The sequence below is a fragment of the Kocuria sp. SM24M-10 genome (genome assembly GCF_001027955.1).
GTDB lineage: Bacteria > Actinomycetota > Actinomycetes > Actinomycetales > Micrococcaceae > Kocuria > Kocuria oceani.
The window spans coordinates 13,107-31,204 of the sequence record NZ_LDNX01000069.1 but is presented as its reverse complement, the minus strand read 5'-3'; the positions used below and the strand labels follow the sequence as shown (position 1 = coordinate 31,204).

Annotated in this window: 14 protein-coding genes and 1 tRNA gene; 9 read left to right on the top strand and 6 right to left on the bottom strand. The window is 74.4% G+C overall.

From position 1 onward, the window contains the following. Nucleotides 1-30 precede the first annotated feature (30 nt). The 5 genes from ABL57_RS08410 (at nt 31) to ABL57_RS08390 (ending at nt 4,595) form a co-directional block, all read left to right on the top strand. On the top strand, nt 31-1,155 hold the full coding sequence (locus tag ABL57_RS08410) for a PP2C family protein-serine/threonine phosphatase (RefSeq protein WP_047803008.1): 1,125 nt from the start codon (nt 31-33) through the stop codon (nt 1,153-1,155). Continuing rightward, entirely contained in the window at nt 1,152-3,107 is a 1,956-nt protein-coding gene (locus ABL57_RS08405) for a glycosyltransferase family 2 protein (protein ID WP_047803007.1), read from the top strand. The genes ABL57_RS08410 and ABL57_RS08405 overlap by 4 nt, the downstream gene beginning before the upstream one ends. Beyond that, a complete protein-coding gene (locus ABL57_RS08400) occupies nt 3,091-3,423 on the top strand; it encodes an STAS domain-containing protein (protein ID WP_047803006.1) in 333 nt (110 codons plus the stop codon). The genes ABL57_RS08405 and ABL57_RS08400 overlap by 17 nt, the downstream gene beginning before the upstream one ends. Beyond that, nucleotides 3,416-3,847, top strand: coding sequence for an ATP-binding protein (locus ABL57_RS08395; RefSeq protein ID WP_047803005.1), 432 nt, complete (start codon nt 3,416-3,418; stop codon nt 3,845-3,847). The genes ABL57_RS08400 and ABL57_RS08395 overlap by 8 nt, the downstream gene beginning before the upstream one ends. Nucleotides 3,848-4,013: 166 nt before the next feature. Next, on the top strand, nt 4,014-4,595 hold the full coding sequence (locus ABL57_RS08390) for a glycosyltransferase family 2 protein (protein WP_047803004.1): 582 nt from the start codon (nt 4,014-4,016) through the stop codon (nt 4,593-4,595). A 38-nt stretch (nt 4,596-4,633) separates the two neighbouring features. Here the strand turns inward: ABL57_RS08390 and ABL57_RS08385 are convergent, their stop codons facing one another. The 4 genes from ABL57_RS08385 to ABL57_RS08370 all read right to left on the bottom strand — a co-directional run bounded on the left by ABL57_RS08385 (nt 4,634) and on the right by ABL57_RS08370 (nt 8,177). After that, nucleotides 4,634-4,963: a hypothetical protein gene (locus tag ABL57_RS08385; RefSeq protein WP_047803003.1), complete on the bottom strand. Its 330-nt coding sequence runs from the start codon at nt 4,961-4,963 to the stop codon at nt 4,634-4,636. 60 nt (nt 4,964-5,023) lie between these two features. Then, on the bottom strand, nt 5,024-5,488 hold the full coding sequence (locus tag ABL57_RS08380) for a hypothetical protein (RefSeq protein ID WP_139318423.1): 465 nt from the start codon (nt 5,486-5,488) through the stop codon (nt 5,024-5,026). Nucleotides 5,489-5,601: 113 nt separating this feature from the next. Further along, nucleotides 5,602-6,585 (bottom strand): NAD(P)H-quinone oxidoreductase, encoded by a 984-nt coding sequence (locus tag ABL57_RS08375; RefSeq protein WP_047803001.1) that lies wholly within the window; start codon nt 6,583-6,585, stop codon nt 5,602-5,604. A 155-nt stretch (nt 6,586-6,740) separates the two neighbouring features. Further along, nucleotides 6,741-8,177 (bottom strand): deoxyribodipyrimidine photo-lyase, encoded by a 1,437-nt coding sequence (locus tag ABL57_RS08370; RefSeq protein WP_203225580.1) that lies wholly within the window; start codon nt 8,175-8,177, stop codon nt 6,741-6,743. Nucleotides 8,178-8,261: 84 nt separating this feature from the next. Between ABL57_RS08370 and ABL57_RS08365 the strand changes: the two genes are divergently transcribed. The 3 genes from ABL57_RS08365 to ABL57_RS08355 all read left to right on the top strand — a co-directional run bounded on the left by ABL57_RS08365 (nt 8,262) and on the right by ABL57_RS08355 (nt 13,360). Further along, nucleotides 8,262-8,349 (top strand) — tRNA-Ser (locus ABL57_RS08365). A gap of 169 nt (nt 8,350-8,518) precedes the next feature. Then, nucleotides 8,519-10,639, top strand: a complete 2,121-nt coding sequence (locus ABL57_RS08360; RefSeq protein ID WP_053004835.1) for a bifunctional UDP-sugar hydrolase/5'-nucleotidase — start codon at nt 8,519-8,521, stop codon at nt 10,637-10,639. Nucleotides 10,640-10,714: 75 nt separating this feature from the next. After that, on the top strand, nt 10,715-13,360 hold the full coding sequence (locus ABL57_RS08355; protein ID WP_047803000.1) for an ExeM/NucH family extracellular endonuclease: 2,646 nt from the start codon (nt 10,715-10,717) through the stop codon (nt 13,358-13,360). Between the two features lie 76 nt (nt 13,361-13,436). Here ABL57_RS08355 and ABL57_RS08350 read toward each other — a convergent pair whose 3' ends face one another. Continuing rightward, entirely contained in the window at nt 13,437-15,401 is a 1,965-nt protein-coding gene (locus ABL57_RS08350) for an FAD/NAD(P)-binding domain-containing protein (protein WP_047802999.1), read from the bottom strand. Between the two features lie 63 nt (nt 15,402-15,464). On the opposite strand from ABL57_RS08350, the gene ABL57_RS08345 reads away from it, so the two are divergent. Next, nucleotides 15,465-17,582: a prolyl oligopeptidase family protein gene (locus ABL57_RS08345; RefSeq protein ID WP_047803032.1), complete on the top strand. Its 2,118-nt coding sequence runs from the start codon at nt 15,465-15,467 to the stop codon at nt 17,580-17,582. A 12-nt stretch (nt 17,583-17,594) separates the two neighbouring features. On the opposite strand, the gene ABL57_RS08340 is transcribed toward ABL57_RS08345, so the two are convergent. Further along, on the bottom strand, nt 17,595-18,005 hold the full coding sequence (locus ABL57_RS08340; RefSeq protein ID WP_047802998.1) for a phage holin family protein: 411 nt from the start codon (nt 18,003-18,005) through the stop codon (nt 17,595-17,597). Nucleotides 18,006-18,098: the final 93 nt, after the last annotated feature.

Here is an 18,098-nt window from a genome sequence, read left to right as displayed (position 1 = left end):
ATTCGCAAAGATTAGCGGCTTAATGGGTCCATGACCCCCTCCCCCCAGGGCCGTCGTGCCGTCGTCATCGAGGATCACGACGACATCCGCAACCTGCTCGCCCAGACCATCGGCATGCGCGGTTTCGCCGTGACCACGGCCGCGACCGGCCGCGAGGGCCTCGAGGCCGTCCGCCGCGACGGCGCCGACCTCATCACCCTCGACCTGAACCTGCCCGACCTCGACGGCATGGAGGTGTGCCGGCGGGTCCGGGAGTTCTCGGACGCCTATCTCCTCATGGTCACCGCCCGCCCGGGCGAGATCGACCGGCTCGAGGGCCTGGAGCTCGGGGCGGACGACTACATCAGCAAACCGTTCAGCCCGCGCGAGCTGCAGGCGCGGATCGAGGCGATGTTCCGCCGCCCGCGTGCCCGGGCGGAGCAGGCCGACGCGGAGGAGCTGCGCCGCGCCGCGGAGGTCCAGCGCAGCCTCCTGCCCTCGGCCGCCCCGGTCGTGGCCGGCTACGACGTGGCCGGCGCGTGCCGGCCCTCCCGCAGCGTGGGCGGGGACTTCTTCGACTGGTACGCCACCGAGGGCGGACTGCAGGTCTCCCTGGCCGACGCCATGGGCAAGGGCATGGGCGCCGCGCTCATCGCCGCCACGGTCCGGGCCGTGCTGCGCTCGGCCGCCGGGCAGCCCGACATGGAGCGGGCCTTCCGGGACACCTGCCGCCACCTCGAGAACGACCTCGACCACTCCGGGTCCTTCGTCACGCTCTTCCACGCCCGGCTGGACACGGCCCGCGGGGTGGTCGACTACGTCGACGCCGGCCACGGCCTGGGCCTGCACGTGCACGGGGACGGCGTCGCGCGGCTCCGCCCGGGCGGCCCGCCCGTGGGCGCGGTCCCCGGCACCAGCTGGACGCCCGGCCGGTTCGCGCTCGCACCCGGCGACGCGCTCGTGGTGGTCAGCGACGGCCTGCTCGACGCCTACGAGGACGTGGACGAGGCCGTGCACGCCGTGGCCGAGGCCACCTCCCGCGGCGCGGACGCCCGGGCGGTCTGCGCGGCCGTTCTCGACCTCGCCCGCGGCGCCGCCCCGGCAGCGGACGGACCCGGCGACGACGTGACCGCGGTGGTCCTGCGCCGGCTCCCGGAACCGCGGGCCGGGGCATGAACCGCTTCCTCGTCCGGCTGCTGGTCGTCCTGACCCTCCTGCTGGGCGTCAACTACATCGCCTGGCGCTGGCTCGAGTCGCTGAACTGGGCCGCGTGGTGGATCGCCGTGCCCCTCGTGCTCGCCGAGACCTACAGCCTCATCGACGTGTCGCTGTTCGGGCTGACCGTGTGGCGCCTCCGGCGCCGGGGAGAGGCCGGGGACCCGCCCGCGGGCGCCACGGTGGACGTCTTCATCACCACCTACGACGAGCCGCTCGACCTCGTGATGGGCACCGCCCTGGCCGCGAAGGCGATCAGGCACCCGCACAGCACGTGGATCCTCGACGACGGCGCCCGGCCCGAGCTGGAGGCCCTCGCCGCCGAGCACGGGCTGGGCTATCTGACGCGCAGCGCGGACTGGGCCGACCGGCCCCGCCACGCCAAGGCCGGCAACCTCAACAACGCCCTGATGCTCACCCAGGGCGAGTTCCTGCTGATCCTCGACGCCGACCAGGTGCCGGACCCGCGGATCCTCGACCGGACCCTGGGCTGGTTCAACGACCGCAAGGTGGCGCTCGTCCAGACCCCGCAGTGGTTCGTCAACGTCCCGGCGCACGATCCCCTGGGCAGCCAGGCCCCGCTGTTCTACGGCCCCATCCAGCAGGGCAAGGACGGCTGGAACGCCGCCTTCTTCTGCGGCTCCAACGCGATCCTGCGCCGTGAGGCGCTCATGCAGCTCGGCCTCTCCGGCTACGTCCGGGAGGTCGAGCAGGACGTCAGGGATTCCCTCGCCCGCACCCGGACCGCCCTGCGCCGGGCCCGGAAGTCCCCGGAGGCGGCCAACCCGGTGGTCGCCGGGATGCTCGACGACGTCGAGGCCGCCACCGAGCGGGCCCGCGCGGAGCTCCGGGCCGGGGCGCCGCTGACCGACCTGACCTACCGGCTGCATCGGGCCGTGGACGCCGCCGCCCGGCGGACCGTCACCCAGGAATTCTCCCAGATCGAGGCGGACCTCGCCTCGATCGCCGCCCTGGAGCTGCCGCCCGAGGACGGCATGGTGTGGCCGGACGAGCTCTCCTCCGCCGTGGACCGGATGTCCCGCCGCGACCTCTCCCCTCTGGCGTCGGTGGAACCGGTCCGGGAGGTGCTCGAGGCGGTGTCCGTGGAGCGGCCCGGCGAGGCCCAGCCGCTGATGCCGCTGGCCACGATCTCGGTCACCGAGGACATGGCCACCGCCATGCGCCTGCACGGGCTGGGCTGGCGCAGCGTCTACCACCACGAGATCCTCGCCCACGGCCTGGCCCCCGAGGACCTCAAGACCATGCTCACCCAGCGCCTGCGCTGGGCGCAGGGCACGGTGCAGGTCCTGCTCCGCGAGAACCCGCTGCTGCAGCGCCGGCTCGGGTGGGGCCAGCGGCTCATGTACTTCGCCACGATGTGGAGCTACCTCAGCGGTTTCGCGGCGGTCGTCTACTTCGCGGCGCCCATCGTCTACCTGGTGCTGGGCATCCTGCCCGTCAGCAGCCTCAGCTGGGACTTCTTCGTCCGGTTCATCCCCTTCATGGTGGTGAACCAGCTGCTGTTCCTGGTGGTGGGACGGGGCATCCCCACGTGGCGCGGCCAGCAGTACAGCCTGGCCCTGTTCCCCATCTGGATCCGGGCGTGCACCACCGCCGCGCGCAACGTGTGGTTCGGCCGGCCCCTCGGCTTCGCGGTCACGCCCAAGGTCCGGCAGGACTCCGGCCCCGCCTGGCACCTGATCCGCCCGCAGCTGGTGGTGATGGGCCTGCTCGCCGCGGCCCTGGTGATCGGCACGCTGCGCCTGGCGCTGGGGCTGAACGAACCGGTGGGAACCCTGGTCAACGTGGCCTGGGTCGCCTTCGACCTGGTGGTGCTGAGCGTGCTCGTCACCGCCGCGAGATACACGGGCTTCGACCCGGAGGAGAGGAAAGCCGATGCAGTTCACGGTTGAGCAGAAGCCGAGGTTCGCCCACATCACGGGCACCGGACGGCTGAACATGGTGGGAGCGCCGAAGCTGCGGGAGGTGGTGGCGCGGGTCGTGGACGAGGGCAGCAACCACGTGGTGGTCGACCTCGGCGGCACGGAGTTCATGGACTCCTCCGGTCTGGGCGCCCTCATCGGGTGCCTCAAGCTGGCCCGTCAGGCCGGCGGGGACCTGCGGATCGCGAACGTCCGCCCCCAGGTGCGCATGGTCCTCGAGCTCACCAGCATGCACCGCGTCCTGACGCCCTACGACACCGCTGACGCGGCCTTCGCCGATGACTGAGAGCACGTCCCGCCGCTCCCGGCGCGGCCCGGCCACCGCCGAGACCGTGGACGCCCTGCACGAGGACTTCGACGCCCTGTGGGAGGCCGCAGCGTTCGTGCCCGAGGCCGACCGGATGGCCTTCACGCTGGCGGTCATGGAGGCGGCCGGCAACGTGGTGGTCCACGCGGTGCCCGCCGCGGAGGCGCCCATCCAGCTCGAGGTGGACCTCGCCGCGGGACCGCACCGGCTGGAGGCGATGATCTACGAGATCGGCGCCGCCCCGGCGGAGGTGGACCTCGGCCGCGCCATGGCCGAGGAGCACCTGGAGTCGGGCCGGGGACTGGCCCTGATCCAGGCCCTCGTGAGCCGTGTGGTGTTCGAGCGCCGCGGGGAGGCGAACGTGTGGGAGCTCTCCCGGGAGTGCGGCCCGGAGGCCCCGTAGACCCCGCCGTCCCCCTATTTGCGTATGTGAACTGTCTGTCGTGATCCCTAGAATCGGGAGCAGAACAGGACGTTCAGGGGGGACATCCGATGTCATCTGCAGCACGCACTCGGGGAGCCGATCAGGTCCTCCGCCGCGGGGGTCACCGCCCGCAGGAGGCGTCGTCATGATCACGGCCATCATCCCCGCCCACGACGAGGCGGCCCGCGTGGGGCACGCGGTCACCGCGCTCCACCGCCAGTCCCGTCCGCCGGAGCGGATCCTCGTGATGTCGGACGAGTCCACGGACGCCACCGTGGACGTGGCGCTGGACGCCGGGGCCGAGGTCCTGCTCACCGTGGACAACCCGCACCATCGCGCCGGGGCCCTGAACCAGGCCTTGGGCACGGTGCGCATGGAGGCCGGCGACCTCGTCCTGCTGCTCGACCCGGACGCCGAGCTGCCGCCGGGGTTCCTGGCCCGCGCGCTCACCGCCCTGCGGGACCGCAACGTGGGCGCCGTCTCCGCCCGGGCCTCCGCCGTGGGCGGCGCCGCGGCCCTGGTCCGCTGGTGCGCGCTCGAGGACGTCCACCGATCCTTCGGCCGCTACTGCGACGAGGGCCCGGTGACCGGGCACACCCGGCTGGCGCTGGACCTGGAGGCGGTCGGCTGGCGCCTGGCCGCGCCGCTGGAGGCCGAGCAGGACGTGCCCGTGGGCGCGCCGGCCGGGGTGCTGCACGGCGCCGCGGCGCAGCCGGTGGCCGCCTGACCCACCGGGCGCCCCGCGGCGACGCCCGGGACCGGTCCTCAGGAGCGGGCGGCGCGTCCCACGACCACGGCCGCCGCGCCGGCGAGGACCGTGGTGGTCAGGCATCCGATCGGGATGGGCAGGCAGCAGCCGCCCACCGAGACGTTCGTGCCCCGCCGGGTGCGGGTCGAGTAGCTCGGGAACGGCAGCATCCGCAGGCCCGAACGGCGCCCGCCGCGCCCGTACGGGTCCCTGCGGTAGCCGGGGAGGTCGTAGCCGGGGCCGTAGCGTCCGGGCCCCCGGTGTCCGGGGCGGCCCAGCCGCGAGCGGGACCGGCGGGGGTCGAAGTCGTCGTCGGCCGCGCGGTAGTCGAACGCTGGAGCAGTCATGCCGTCCATCAAACCATCAGCAGGCTGTTGGGTCCATCCCCTGCGGGCCCGTCGGCCGTCTCATCCGCGCTCGAGCAGCTCCCGGGCGCGATCCACGTGCCCGCGCACCGCCTCGGCCCGGCGCACCACCGCGTCCAGGCGGTGGGCCGCGCTCTCGTCGTCGGTGCGCATGAACCGCGCCATGGTCAGCGCCTCGGCGGCCTGGGCCATGGCGTTGCCGGCCCGGGAGAGCTCCCGGTGGACGTCGTTGAGGTAGCCCCCGGTCGAGGCGGGGATGTCGTGGCTGCCGCTGGGCGCCGTGCGCTGGGCGGCGGCGCAGATCGCCCGCACCTCCGGCAGCAGGTCGGCCAGCGCGTTCGCGGTGGGCACCACGGACTGCGCGAGCGCCTTGTCGGGGAGGGTCTCGAGGATCTGGTGGAAGCGGTCCAGACCTCGGCGGAACCGGTCGTGGGCGCGGCGCCACACACCCAGTCCCAGTTCGGCCTCGTCACGGCGAGCGGCGCGGTAGTCGCGCAGGAATGCCACGGGCGGTCCTTTCGGGAGGAGACAGTCCATCCTACGGCGATGGGCGCGGCCGTCCGCGCGCCGCCGGCGCCCGGTCGGCGCAGGCCCCGGGCGCGGTGGCCCGGGGCGGGTGCTCAGGGGACGAGCAGGACCTTGCCGATGTGGGTGCCCGAGTCGAAGTACTCGTGGGCCTGCGCCACCTGGTCCAGGGGGAAGGTGCGGTTGACCACCGGGACGATCCGCCCGGCCTCGACCTGCGGCCAGACGTGCTCGCGGAGGGCGGCCATGATCCGGGCCTTCTCCCCGGCGGGCCGGGAGCGCAGCGTGGTGCCGATGACCGCGGCGCGCTTGGCCATGAGCTTGCCCAGGTCCAGCTCCCCCGTGCGCCCGCCCTGCAGGCCGATCACGACCAGCCGCCCGTTGACGGCGAGCGCGTCGAGGTTGCGGTCCAGGTACGCCCCGCCCACCACGTCGAGGACGATGTCCGCGCCGTGGCCGTCCGTCAGCTCCCGGACGCGGGCGACGAAGTCCTCCGCGCGGTAGTCGATGATCTCCGCGCCGAGCTCGCCGGCCGCGGCCGCCTTTTCCGGGCCGCCGACCGTGGTCAGCACCCGCAGGCCCAGCGCCCGGCACATCTGGATGGCGTTGGTGCCGATCCCGCCGGTGCCGCCGTGGACGAGCACCGTCTCCCCCTCCCGGGCCGCGGCGGCCATGAAGACGTTGGAGAAGACGGTGGCGCACACCTCGGGCAGCCCGGCGGCGGCCTCCACGTCCACGCCCCGCGGGACGGGCAGCACCTGCGCGGCGGGGACCACGACCTCCTCGGCGTAGCCCCCGGAGTCCAGCAGCGCGACGACCTCGTCCCCGACCCCGATCCCGGCCTCCGCCGGGACCGCCGGGCCCAGCTCCTGGACCGTGCCCGAGACCTCGAGCCCGAAGACCTTCGAGGCCCCCGGGGGCACCGGGTACCGGCCCAGGCGCTGCATGACGTCGGCCCGGTTGACGCCGGCCGCGCGGACGCGGATCCGCACGCTGTCCGGGGTGAGCTCCGGGGCGGGGACCTCGGTCACGGCGAGCACCTCCGGTCCGCCGGGGGTGGTCTCGAGCACTGCGCGCATCTTGGGGCCTTCCTGTCGGGAACGACGTGCGCTCCCATTGTGTCCCCGGGTCCGGCCCGGGTCACCCGCGGCCGCCGGTCCTCCCCCGCCGGCGAACGCCCCGGGCCCGGCGCTCTGCCGCTGTCCGACCGGCGGCCCGGGGCGTTCGGCTCCGCTCAGCGGATGGAGGCGTAGGCGTCCAGGGCGCGGGCGCGGCTGGCCGGCAGGTCCACCACCGGGGCGGGGTAGCCCACCGACGGCCCGAGCAGGCCGGGTTCGTGGGGATCCACCCCGGAGTCACCGGCCAGCTCCGGGACCCACCGGCGGATGTAGCGGGCGTCGGGGTCGAACCGGCGCCCCTGCGTCAGGGGGTTGAAGATCCGGAAGAACGGGCTCGCGTCCGCCCCGGAGCCGGCCACCCACTGCCAGTTGCCCGGGCCGCCGGCCGGATCGGCGTCCACGAGGTGGTCCCAGAACCACTGCTCCCCGCTGCGCCAGTCCACCAGCAGGTTCTTGGTCAGCAGGGACCCGGCGACCATCCGGACCCGGTTGTGCATCCAGCCCGTGGCGAGCATCTGCCGCATGCCCGCGTCCACCAGCGGGAACCCGGTGCGCCCCTCCTGCCAGGCCCGCAGGTCCGCGGCGCCCTCGGCGGGGTCCCGCCACGGGAACGCGTCGAACGCCGGGCGGACGTGGCGCACGTGCAGCTCCGGCTCCTGGTGCAGCAGGTGCCAGTTGAACTCCCGCCAGCCCAGCTCCGTCAGGAACTTCTCCAGCCCCGGGCTGCCCCCCTGCTCGGCGCGGTGCCGGACCGCGGCGTCCCACACCGCGAACGGGCTGATCTCCCCCCAGCGCAGGTGCGGGGAGAGCCGGCTGGTGCCCTCCCGGTCGGGGCGGTCGTGGCCCTCGTCGTAGTCCTCGGCGCGGTCCAGGAAGTCGTCCAGCCGCTCCCACGCGGCGGCCTCTCCCGGGGTCCACGTCCCGGCCAGCCCAGCCGCACGCCCGGGCTCGGGGAGCAGGCCCCACGCCTCCGGGTCCTCCCCGGCGGCGCAGGCCGCGACGGCCCGGTCCGCGCCCCGTCCCGCTCCCGGCACCGGCAGCGGCTGGCGGATCTCCAGCGCCCGCAGGGCCTTCCAGAAGGGCGTGAACACCTTGTACGGCCCCCCGGCCCCGGTGCGCAGGGCCCACGGCTCGTGCAGCAGCGAGGCCTGGAAGGAGTGGGCCTCCACCCCGTGCTCCGCGCACCACTGCTTCACCCCGGCGTCCACCGCCAGCTCGGGGCCGCCGTACCGGCGGTTCCAGGTGATCCCGCCCGCCCCGGTGCGCTCGAGCACCTCGGGCAGCACCGCCCCGGCGGGCCCGCGGCGCAGCACCAGCGGGATCCCCAGCTCCTCCAGGGAGGCGCGCAGGGAGCGCAGCGACCCGTGCAGCCACCACTTCGAGGCCGCGCCCAGGGGGCGCACACCCGCCGACTCCTCGTCCAGGACGAACAGGGCCAGCACCTCCCCCCGCCGGCACGCGGACTCGAGGGCGGGGTGGTCGGTGACGCGCAGGTCGTCCCGGAACCACACGATCGTCGTCGTCCCGCGGGCGGGGCTCTCCGGTGCGCTCACGCGCCCACCCTAGCGGGGGCTTTGCTGGCGTTCCCAGCGGCGTGGAAGAATGGGCGGCGCGCTCTGCCGTCCCGGTGAGCGCGGGGAAGGTTGTCCGAGCGGCCTAAGGAGCCGGTCTTGAAAACCGGTGTGCGGTGACCCCGTACCAAGGGTTCAAATCCCTTACCTTCCGCTGCTGACCCGGCCCCCGGCGCCCCGCGCCGGGGGCCGGGTCGTCGCCGTGGCTCTCCGGCAGGTTCCCGGCAGGCCGCCGACATGTGCCCGTCACGACGCCGGACGTTCACGTCTGCATGCTCCAATGGGGACATCGACTCGTCACCCCGCCCCCGGAGGACCCCGTCATGACACCCCCGAAGCACCGTCCTGCCCTGCACGCGGCTCTCGCCGCCGGCGTCGTCTCCTCGTCCGTGCTCGTCCTCCCGGCGGCGCACGCCGACGAGACCGCGGGCGCCTCCCCCGCCCCGGCGGCCGCGGACGCGGACGTCGACCTGCTCTACTTCAACGACTACCACGGCCGGCTCGCCTCCGACCCGCTCCTGTTCGCGGGCGCGATCGAGCAGCTGCGCGCCGAGAACGAGGACGGCACGCTGCTGCTGTCCGGCGGCGACAACGTGGGCGCCTCCGAGTACGTCTCGGCCGTCCAGCAGGACAACCCCACCCTGGACGTGCTCGACGCCCTGGAGCTGGACGCCTCCGCCGTGGGCAACCACGAGTTCGACCGCGGCGTGGAAGACCTCACCGGGCGCATCACCGAGCGCGCCGACTTCCCCTACCTCGCGGCCAACGTCCTGGGCCCCGACGGCGCGCCCGTCACCGAGGCCGCCGCGACCTTCGACGTCGACGGCGTGCGCATCGGCGTGGTCGGCGCCGTCACCCAGCAGACCGCCACCCTCGTCTCGCCCGCCGGGATCGCGGGCCTCACCTTCGGGGACCCCGTCGCGGCGGTCAACGCCGAGGCCGAGCGGCTCGAGGCGGCGGGGGCCGACGTCGTCGTCGCCCTCTACCACGAGGGCGCCGCGGACGCCTCCGACGTCCTGGCCGACCGGCTGGTGACCGGCACCTCGGAGACCGTGGACGTGGTGTTCAACGCGCACACCCACGACGTCTACGATCAGGCCGTGGATCTCGACGGCGACGGCGACTTCGAGCGCGCCGTGCTGCAGGCCGGCTCCTACGGCGGCAGCCTCGGACGGGTCTCCTTCAGCTACGACCGGGCGGCCGACGACGTCGACCTCACCACCGAGGTGCTCGACGTCGGCGAGACCGTCACCGCCACCGAGGAGGAGCTGGTGGCCCAGTACCCCCGCGTCGCCCGGGTCGCCGAGATCGTGGCCGCGGCCGAGGCCGTGGCCGTCGAGCGGGGCAGCACCCCGGTCGGGCAGATCACCGGTGACATCACCACCGCCTACGGCCTCCGCGACGGCCAGCCGGCCCGCGACGACCGCGGCGCCGAGTCGAGCCTGGGCAACCTCGTCGCGGAGTCCATCCGCGCCACCCTGCAGGAGCCCCACGGCGTGCAGATCGGCCTGATCAACCCCGGCGGCCTGCGCGCGGACCTGCTCTGGGCGGACGACCCCCGCGAGGCCCTCGACGGCGACCGCGACGGCCAGGTCACCGAGGCCGAGGTGAACCAGGTGATGCCCTTCTCCAACAACCTGAACACCGTCACCCTCACCGGCGCCCAGTTCAAGCAGGTCCTCGAGCAGCAGTGGCAGCCCGCCGGGTCCTCCCGGGCCTATCTCCAGCTGGGGCTCTCGGAGAACGTCTCCTACACCGCCGACCCCTCCCGTCCGGCCGGCGACCGGATCACCTCCATCACGGTGGACGGCGCGCCCTACGACCCCGCGGGCAGCTACGTGGTGGGCTCCGTGTCCTTCCTGACCGCCGGCGGCGACAACTTCACCGCGCTCGCCGAGGGCACGGCCGCCACCGACACCGGCCGGATCGACCGCGAGGCCTTCTCGGAGTACCTCGCCGCGAACGCGCCGCTCAGCCCGCGGTTCGACCGCCGCTCCGTCCAGCTCACCGGGGCCGCCGCCGAGGCCTGCACCGTGCGCTTCGACGTCTCCTCCCTCGACCTGACGTCCCTGGGCGCCCCGGACACCACCTCGCTGTCCGTGCGCGCGGGCGCCCCGGACGGGACGGAGCTCGGCACGGTGCCGGTCCTCGACGGCGCGGCCTCCGTCCGCCTCGACACGGCCGAGCTGGCCGACGGCGCCGCGGTGTGGCTGGTCGCCGAGCCCACCGGCACCCGGGTGCGGGTCCCGGACGCCGTCCTGGGCCTGGCCGCGGACTGCGTGACGCCCGGGCCCGCCGAGCCGGAGCCCACCGAGCCGGCCGAGCCCCAGCAGCCCGGCAAGGGCCGGCCCGGGGAGCGCCCCGGGAAGGGCGAGCCCGGCCGCGGCGTCTGGGAGCACGGCTCCGAGCGCGCCCGCCAGGTCCTCGGCCGCCTCTTCGGCTGACCCCCGCCCGCCTCCTCCCTGCGCTGACCTCTAACCCTTCCGCTCCCTTTTTCTGACCGAAGGAACCCTCCCACCGTGAAGACGTTGCTCTCCCTGCCCCTGAGCGGGGCCCTGGCGGCGGCGCTGCTCGCCGCGCCGCTGACCGTTCCCGTCCACGCCGCCCCGGACGTGACGGCCGTGGTCATCAACGAGGCCTACACCAACGGCGGTTCGGCCAACGCCGTCCACCGGCACAAGTTCGTCGAGCTCTACAACCCCACGTCCGAGACCGTGGACCTCACCGGCTGGACGCTGCAGTACCGGGCCGCGGGCGGCACCGGCACGTCCAGCGCCGTCGCACTGTCCGGGACCATCGCACCGGGCGGCTACTTCCTGGTCCAGGGCGGGTCCAACGGCGGCAGCGGGGAGCCCCTGCCCACCCCGGACCTGACCACCTCGTTCAATCCCGCGGGCGCCTCCGGAACGATCCTCCTCTCCGACGGCGCCGAGCGCCTGAGCGCGCCCACCGGCTCGGTGACCGGCGCGGACGGCATCGTGGACCTGCTCGGCTACGGCACGTCCAACACGTTCGAGAGCGCACCGGCCACCGGGCCGGCCACGAACGGCGACCCGCGGTCGATGACCCGCCAGGGCGGGGTCGACACCGACGACAACTCCGCCGACTTCACCGCCACGGGCACCGTGACCCCGCAGAACTCCGGCGGCGACGGCCCGGCGCCCGAGCCCACCCCCGACCCCACCGCCGAGCCCACGGCCCCGCCCGTCAGTCTCCCGATCCGGGAGATCCAGGGCACCGGGGACGCCTCGCCCGTGGCCGGGCGGACGGTGACCACCCGCGGCGTGGTCACCGCCGTCTACGCCACAGGGGGCCTCGACGGCTGGTACGTGCAGACGCCGGGCACCGGCGGAGACCTCGACCTCGAGCAGCACGAGGCTTCGGACGGCGTGTTCGTGCACTCCCCCTCGGCCGTGGCCGACGTACGGCTCGGCCAGTACGTGGAGGTCACCGGAACGGTCGCCGAGTACTACGGCCAGACCCAGCTCAGCGTGCGCCCCGACGGGCTGCGGGTCCTGGACGAACCCGTGGAGGCCGTCAAACCGGCCACGGTCGGCTGGCCGGCCGACGACGCCCGGCGCGAGAGCCTCGAGGGCATGCTGCTCGACCCGGCCGGTGAGTTCGTGATCACGGACAACTACGGCCTCAACACCTACGGCGAGCTAGGGCTCGCCGCGGGCGGCGCACCCCTGGTCCAGCCCACCGCCGTCGGGGCCCCCGGCTCCCCGGAGGCCGCCGCCCAGGCCGCCGACAACGCCGCCCGCGGGGTGCTGCTCGACGACGGCGCGACGACCGACTACGGCAGCTTCGCCAACGCGTCGGTGCCGCTGCCCTATCTCACCCCGCGGACCCCGATGCGGATCGGCGCGCCCGTCGACTTCGTGGCGCCCGTGGTGCTCGGCTACTCCTTCGACGAGTGGCGCCTCCAGCCCACCACCCACCTCACCGGGAGCAACCCGCAGGACGCGCCGGTCGTCGCCGAGAACACCCGCACCGCCGCCCCGGAGGACGTGGGAGGGGACCTCCAGCTCGCCACGTTCAACGTGCTCAACTACTTCAGCACCACCGGGGACGAGCTCTCCGGATGCTCCTACTACACCGACCGCGCCGGGGACCCGATCTCCGTGCGCGGCGGCTGCCTGGCCCGCGGCGCGGCAGAGCAGGAGGACCTGGAGCGCCAGCAGGCCAAGATCGTGGCCGCGATCAACGCCCTCGGCGCCGAGGTCGTCTCCCTCGAGGAGATCGAGAACTCCGCGAAGTTCGGCAAGGACCGCGACCAGGCGCTCGCGGACCTGGTCGCGGCCCTCAACGCGGCGGCGGGGGCGGAGACCTGGGCCTACGTGCCCTCGCCGGCGCAGCGGCCCGCCCTCGAGGACGAGGACGTCATCCGCACGGCGTTCATCTACCGGCCGGCCGCGGTCGGCCCCGTGGGCGAGTCCGTGATCCTGCAGGACGAGGAGAACTTCGACAACGCCCGGGAGCCGCTGGCCCAGACGTTCCGCCCCGCCGGCGGGAGCGCCGACGACGACTTCACCGTGGTGGTCAACCACTTCAAGTCCAAGGGCTCCGCGTCCCGCACCGGGCCCAACGCCGACGCCGGGGACGGTGCCGGGGCCTGGAACGCCGACCGCACCGCGCAGGCGCAGGCCCTGGTCGCGTTCGCCGAGCAGCTGAAGACCTCGCAGGGCACGGACCGGGTCTTCCTCACGGGCGACTTCAACTCCTACGACCAGGAGGACCCGATGCGGGTCCTGCACGACGCCGGCTACGCCAATCTGTCTCCCGAGGGCGAGTACTCCTACGCCTACGGCGGCATGCTCGGCTCCTTGGACCACGTCCTGGCCTCCCTCGCCGCGGCCGAGCTCGTCACCGGCTCGGACATCTGGGAGATCAACGCCCACGAGTCGGTGGGCCTGGAGTACAGCCGGCACAACCACAACGTGGTCGACCTCTACGCCGCGGACCCGTACCGCGCCTCCGACCACAACCCGGAGGTCGTGGGCCTGGCCTTCGGCGGTGCGCAGCCCACCGACCCGCAGAAGCCGGGCCGGGGCAGCTCCGGCGAGCACCCCGGCCGGGGCCACTCCGGCGAGCACCCCGGCAAGGGCCTCCGGGAGCACGCCAGCGACCGCGCCCGCGAGGTGCTGCAGGGCCGCCTCGGCTGACCGGCCCACGGCACGCCGATCGCGCTCCCGCCGCTGAGCGACCCCGCTGCACCCGAGGGATCACGACCTGCTGTGGTCACTCGCGGCGCACAGCGGGGGCCAGCACGGCCTCAGCGATGCGGTCGGCGTCGGCCAGGGTCCGCGCGCCCAGCTCCGCGGAGGCCCCGGCCTCCGCGGCGATCGCCACGCCCCACTGCACCGCCGAGAGCTGGATGCCGAGCACGTGCACACCGGGCTCCACGCCGCCGTCGACCCGCACGGCCCGGTACGGGGGGCGGCTGACGTCGAGGCCGGTGCTGGGCACGGTCGCGACGCCGTCCCGGGTCTCCATCGCCCGCACCCGGACCAGGCCCTCCCGGTGCATCGCGGTCAGCAGCGGCGAGATGTTGCGGCGGACGTCGTTGGGCGGTGACATGGCCTCCACCAGGTGCTCGGCGTGGAAGGGCTCGTCCTTGACCCACGGCGAACCGGCCACGAACCGGCCCTCCTCCTCGTGCACGAGGAACTGCGGGTCGGGGCCCAGGAAGCGGACCACCCCGGCCCGGGCGAGGGCCGCCAGCTGCTGGGTCCGCAGCACGGGCGGCCCCGAGGCGAGGCCCTCCACGAACGGCTCGAAGCTCCGGCGCAGCTCGTCCGTCCAGGAGGCGTCGCCGATCCCGATGTCCGCGAGCACCGCCTTAAGCACGGTGCGCGCGGCGTTGAGCGAGGCGACCGCCATCTGCAGCGGGTCGTCCTCCCCCGCGAGGGCCCCGTGCACGTCCCGGTCCAGGTGATGGACCACGGCCGCGGCGAACTCGTCGTGGGAGCCGAAGCCGATCCCCTCGAACGGGCGGGCGAGCCGGAGCGCGTTCAGCTGCCGGCCCGGGACCACCGCCGAGGCGATGAGCCGCTCCGCGCGGGAGGTCCACGGCCCCTCCGGGTGGTCGTCCCCCGTGCCGAGCACGGCGTCGAAGCGGGCCAGGAACTCCTCCGGGTCGGTCTCGAAGGCCTCGGGAGCCGTCCTGGCCAGAGCCGTGTAGTAGTTCCACTGGGCGTCCTTGCGGATCAGCGGGTAGAGGTCCGCCTCGAAGGACAGGGGCCCGTCGGCCCGCGCCGCGAGCGCCCGCACGGCGTCGAGGGTGAAGAAGCGGGTGCTCAGGGAGCGCGCGTAGTAGCCCTCGAGCACCGCCTTGGAGCGGTAGGGGGCGCCGCGGCGGGAGCCGGCCACGATCACCGGCTCCCGGCCCGAGGGGTGGTAGACGAAGCGCTCCCCCTCCTGGGTGTAGATCCCGCCGCGGCCCTCGGTCACCTGGGCCAGCACGTCGCAGAAGTTCAGCCCCATCCCGCGCACCAGGACGGTCTCCCCGGCCGGCAGGTCGTCCCAGTGGACGTCGGCCGGCACGGCCGGCGGCCAGTAGGTCAGCCCGAACTCCGCGGCGCCGTCCACGAGCTCCTGCTGGTCCGGGCGCAGGTCGGCGTCGAGGTGGCCGAGGGCGAGCACCACGGCGTCGGCCGGCAGGTTCTGCCCGCCGCTGATCTCCACGTCGTAGCGGTGCCGCGCGTGCTCGCGCACGTGCACGCCCACGGCCTCGGCCCGGTGCACGGTCAGCTGGACCGAGGCCGGGAGGGCGTCCCGCAGGGCGCGGAAGACCCAGTCGAGGTAGACCCCGTACATCCGCCGGGAGGGATAGGACGTGGGGGTCATCCGGGTGAGGTGCGCGGCGTCGTCGGGGTCCACGGCGATCCCCCCGGACACGGCCGCGAGCCGCCAGTGCTCGAAGCTCATGTTCCGCAGCGGCTCGAGCGGGTCCACGGGCAGCACCCCGTCGTCGGCGATCACCGTGGGGAACAGCGACGGCGTGTTCATGAGGTAGAGCGGGGACTGGTTCGTCCGCCACACGTGGCCGGGGCCGGGCGGGAAGGGGTCGACGACGTCGATGCGCACCCGGGTGCCGGAGGCCGCCGAGCGGGCCGCGAGCCGCTCCACCACGGACAGCCCGCGCGGGCCCGCCCCGATCACCGTGACACGTCGTTCCGTCCCTGTCCTGCCCGCTGCACTCATGACCCTCAGGGTATCGACCCGCGCGGGCGGCGCCGGACGAGAGCGGGGCCTACGATGGCGGACATGACCGAGACCGCTGAGACCGCCGCCCGCCCGACCGCCGAGCAGCCGCACGACGAGCACCTGTGGCTGGAGGAGATCACGGGCGAGGCGCCCCTGCAGTGGGTCGCCCGGCAGAACGCCCGCACGCTCTCGGCGCTCGAGGGACCGCAGCTGCGCCGCCTTGAGGCGGACGTGCTCGAGGTCATGGACTCGACCGAGCGGATCCCCATGGTCGCCAAGCACGGCCCGCACTACTACAACTTCTGGCGCGACGCCGAGCACCCGCGCGGTGTCCTCCGCCGCACCACGTGGGAGTCCTGGCTGAGCGAGGAGCCCCGCTGGGAGCTGCTGCTCGACGTCGACGCCCTGGCCGCCGAGGAGGGCGTGGAGTGGGTCTACGGCGGCGCCCGGCTGCTGCGGCCGCAGTACACCGGCGGGCAGCACCGGCGGGCGCTGATCAGCCTCTCCCCCGACGGCGGCGACGCCAAGCGGGTGCGCGAGTTCGACCTCGAGCGCCGGCAGTTCGTGCCCGGCGGCTTCGACGTCCCCACGGCGAAGTCCTCGGTGAGCTGGGTCGACGCGGACACCGTGCACGTGGGCACCGACTTCGGGCCCGGTTCGATGACCGCCTCCTCCTATCCCCGCACGGTGCGCGTGCTCCGCCGGGGCCAGGACCTCGCCCAGGCCCGCCAGGTCTTCGAGGTGGACGAGCAGCACGTCCAGGCCGTGTTCGTGCGCGACCACACCCCCGGGTTCGTCCGGGACCTGGCCGTGGACGTGATCGACTTCTTCGCCTCCCGCACCTACCTGGTGCGCGGGGACGAGCTGGTGCACGTGGACGTGCCCGACAGCGTCACGGTGGACCTGCACCGGCAGTGGCTGCTGCTGCGGCCCCAGGAGGAGCTGGAGCTGGACGGCACCGTCCACCCCGCGGGGTCCCTGCTGGCGGCCGAGCTGGAGGCCTTCCTGGCCGGGGACCGGTCCGTGGCACCGGTCTTCGTCCCGGACGAGCGCACCGCGCTGCAGTCCTGGTCCTGGACCGCCGACCGGCTGATCCTGAACCTGCTGCGGGACGTCTCCTCGGTGGTGCGCGTGGCCGAACCGGGCCCGTGGAGCACCGTCGAGCTGCCCGGGGCGCCGGCGCTGTCCAGCCTGGACGCCTACGCCGTCGACGACGAGGACCCGGAGGCGGGCAACGACTACTGGCTGGTGGCCTCCGGGTTCCTCACCCCGACCACCGTCTCCCGGGGCACCCTCCCGGCCGGTGCGGGCGCCGGGGCGCCCCCACGGCCGGCGAGGACCGCGCCGGGGTTCTTCGACGCGTCCGGGCTGGCCGTCGAGCAGCACTTCGCGGTCTCCGCCGACGGCACCCGGGTGCCGTACTTCCAGGTGGGTCCGGCCGAGCTGGTGCTCGACGGGGAGAACCCGACCCTGCTCTCGGGCTACGGGGGCTTCGAGGTCTCCCGGACCCCCGCGTACTCCGGGGCGCTCGGGCGGTCCTGGCTGTCCCGCACCGACGCCGCCGGCCGCTCCGGGGTGTACGTGCTCGCCAACATCCGGGGCGGCGGGGAGTACGGCCCGGCGTGGCACCGGGCCGCGCTGCGGGAGCACCGGCACCGCGCCTACGAGGACTTCGCGGCGGTCGCCGCGGACCTGCAGGCCCGCGGCGTGTGCGCGCGGCGGCGCCTGGCCTGCTCGGGCGGGTCCAACGGCGGGCTGCTCGTGGGGAACATGCTCACCCGGTGGCCGGAGCTCTTCGGCGCGGTCTCCTGCGGGGTGCCGCTGCTGGACATGCGCCGCTACACGAAGCTGTCCGCCGGGGCGTCCTGGATCGCGGAGTACGGGGACCCGGACGACCCCGCCCAGTGGGAGTCCGTGCGCACCTTCTCCCCCTACCACCTGCTGCGCGAGGATCGGGACTACCCGCCGGTGCTGTTCTGGACCGCCACGAGCGACGACCGGGTGGGCCCGGTGCAGGCCCGCAAGACCGCGGCGCGGATGCTGGGGATGGGCCACGAGGACGTGTGGTTCTACGAGGCCACCGACGGCGGGCACGCGGGCGCCGGGGACAACCGGCAGGCGGCCCGGCTGCACGCCCTCTCCCACGAGTTCCTCTGGGCGGCGCTGCACCGGGACTGAGCCCGGACCGGCTCAGCGCCGCTCGCGCTCCGGCACCACCCAGCCCATCACGAGGGAGACGACCCCGATGATCAGCGTGGCCAGCACCGCGGTCCAGAAGAAGTCGTCGATCTCGAGCCGCAGCGGCGTGAACGAGCTCAGCCAGGACGTCAGCCACAGCATCGCCGCGTTGACCACGATGGCGAACAGGCCCAGCGTCAGGCAGGTGATGGGCAGGGACAGGATGGTCAGCACGGGCCGGACGATCGCGTTGACCAGGCCGAAGACCAGCCCCACGAAGAGGTAGGCCAGGACGGAGGCCGTGGTCCCGCCGCCGACGGCCGAGACCACGGAGGGGTCGGCCGTGAGCTGCATCCCGGGCAGGATCCAGGCGGCCACCCAGATGGCGAGCGCGTTGACGAGGACGCGGAGCAGGAAGGACATGGCCCCATCCTGTCAGGCCCCGGTGCCGGGGCGACAGGAGCGGACGCTCGGTGACGGCGCCCCGGCACGGCAGCGCGGCAACGACCGCGCGGC

Excerpts from the sequence above, each read along its gene's own strand:
- ABL57_RS08350 (WP_047802999.1), bottom strand. The coding sequence starts at position 15,401 with ATGAGTGCAGCGGGCAGGACAGGGACGGAACGACGTGTCACGGTGATC.
- ABL57_RS08345 (WP_047803032.1), top strand. The coding sequence starts at position 15,465 with ATGACCGAGACCGCTGAGACCGCCGCCCGCCCGACCGCCGAGCAGCCG.
- ABL57_RS08360 (WP_053004835.1), top strand. The coding sequence starts at position 8,519 with ATGACACCCCCGAAGCACCGTCCTGCCCTGCACGCGGCTCTCGCCGCC.
- ABL57_RS08375 (WP_047803001.1), bottom strand. The coding sequence starts at position 6,585 with ATGCGCGCAGTGCTCGAGACCACCCCCGGCGGACCGGAGGTGCTCGCC.
- ABL57_RS08400 (WP_047803006.1), top strand. The coding sequence starts at position 3,091 with ATGCAGTTCACGGTTGAGCAGAAGCCGAGGTTCGCCCACATCACGGGC.
- ABL57_RS08410 (WP_047803008.1), top strand. The coding sequence starts at position 31 with ATGACCCCCTCCCCCCAGGGCCGTCGTGCCGTCGTCATCGAGGATCAC.
- ABL57_RS08385 (WP_047803003.1), bottom strand. The coding sequence starts at position 4,963 with ATGACTGCTCCAGCGTTCGACTACCGCGCGGCCGACGACGACTTCGAC.
- ABL57_RS08395 (WP_047803005.1), top strand. The coding sequence starts at position 3,416 with ATGACTGAGAGCACGTCCCGCCGCTCCCGGCGCGGCCCGGCCACCGCC.
- ABL57_RS08405 (WP_047803007.1), top strand. The coding sequence starts at position 1,152 with ATGAACCGCTTCCTCGTCCGGCTGCTGGTCGTCCTGACCCTCCTGCTG.
- ABL57_RS08340 (WP_047802998.1), bottom strand. The coding sequence starts at position 18,005 with ATGTCCTTCCTGCTCCGCGTCCTCGTCAACGCGCTCGCCATCTGGGTG.
- ABL57_RS08390 (WP_047803004.1), top strand. The coding sequence starts at position 4,014 with ATGATCACGGCCATCATCCCCGCCCACGACGAGGCGGCCCGCGTGGGG.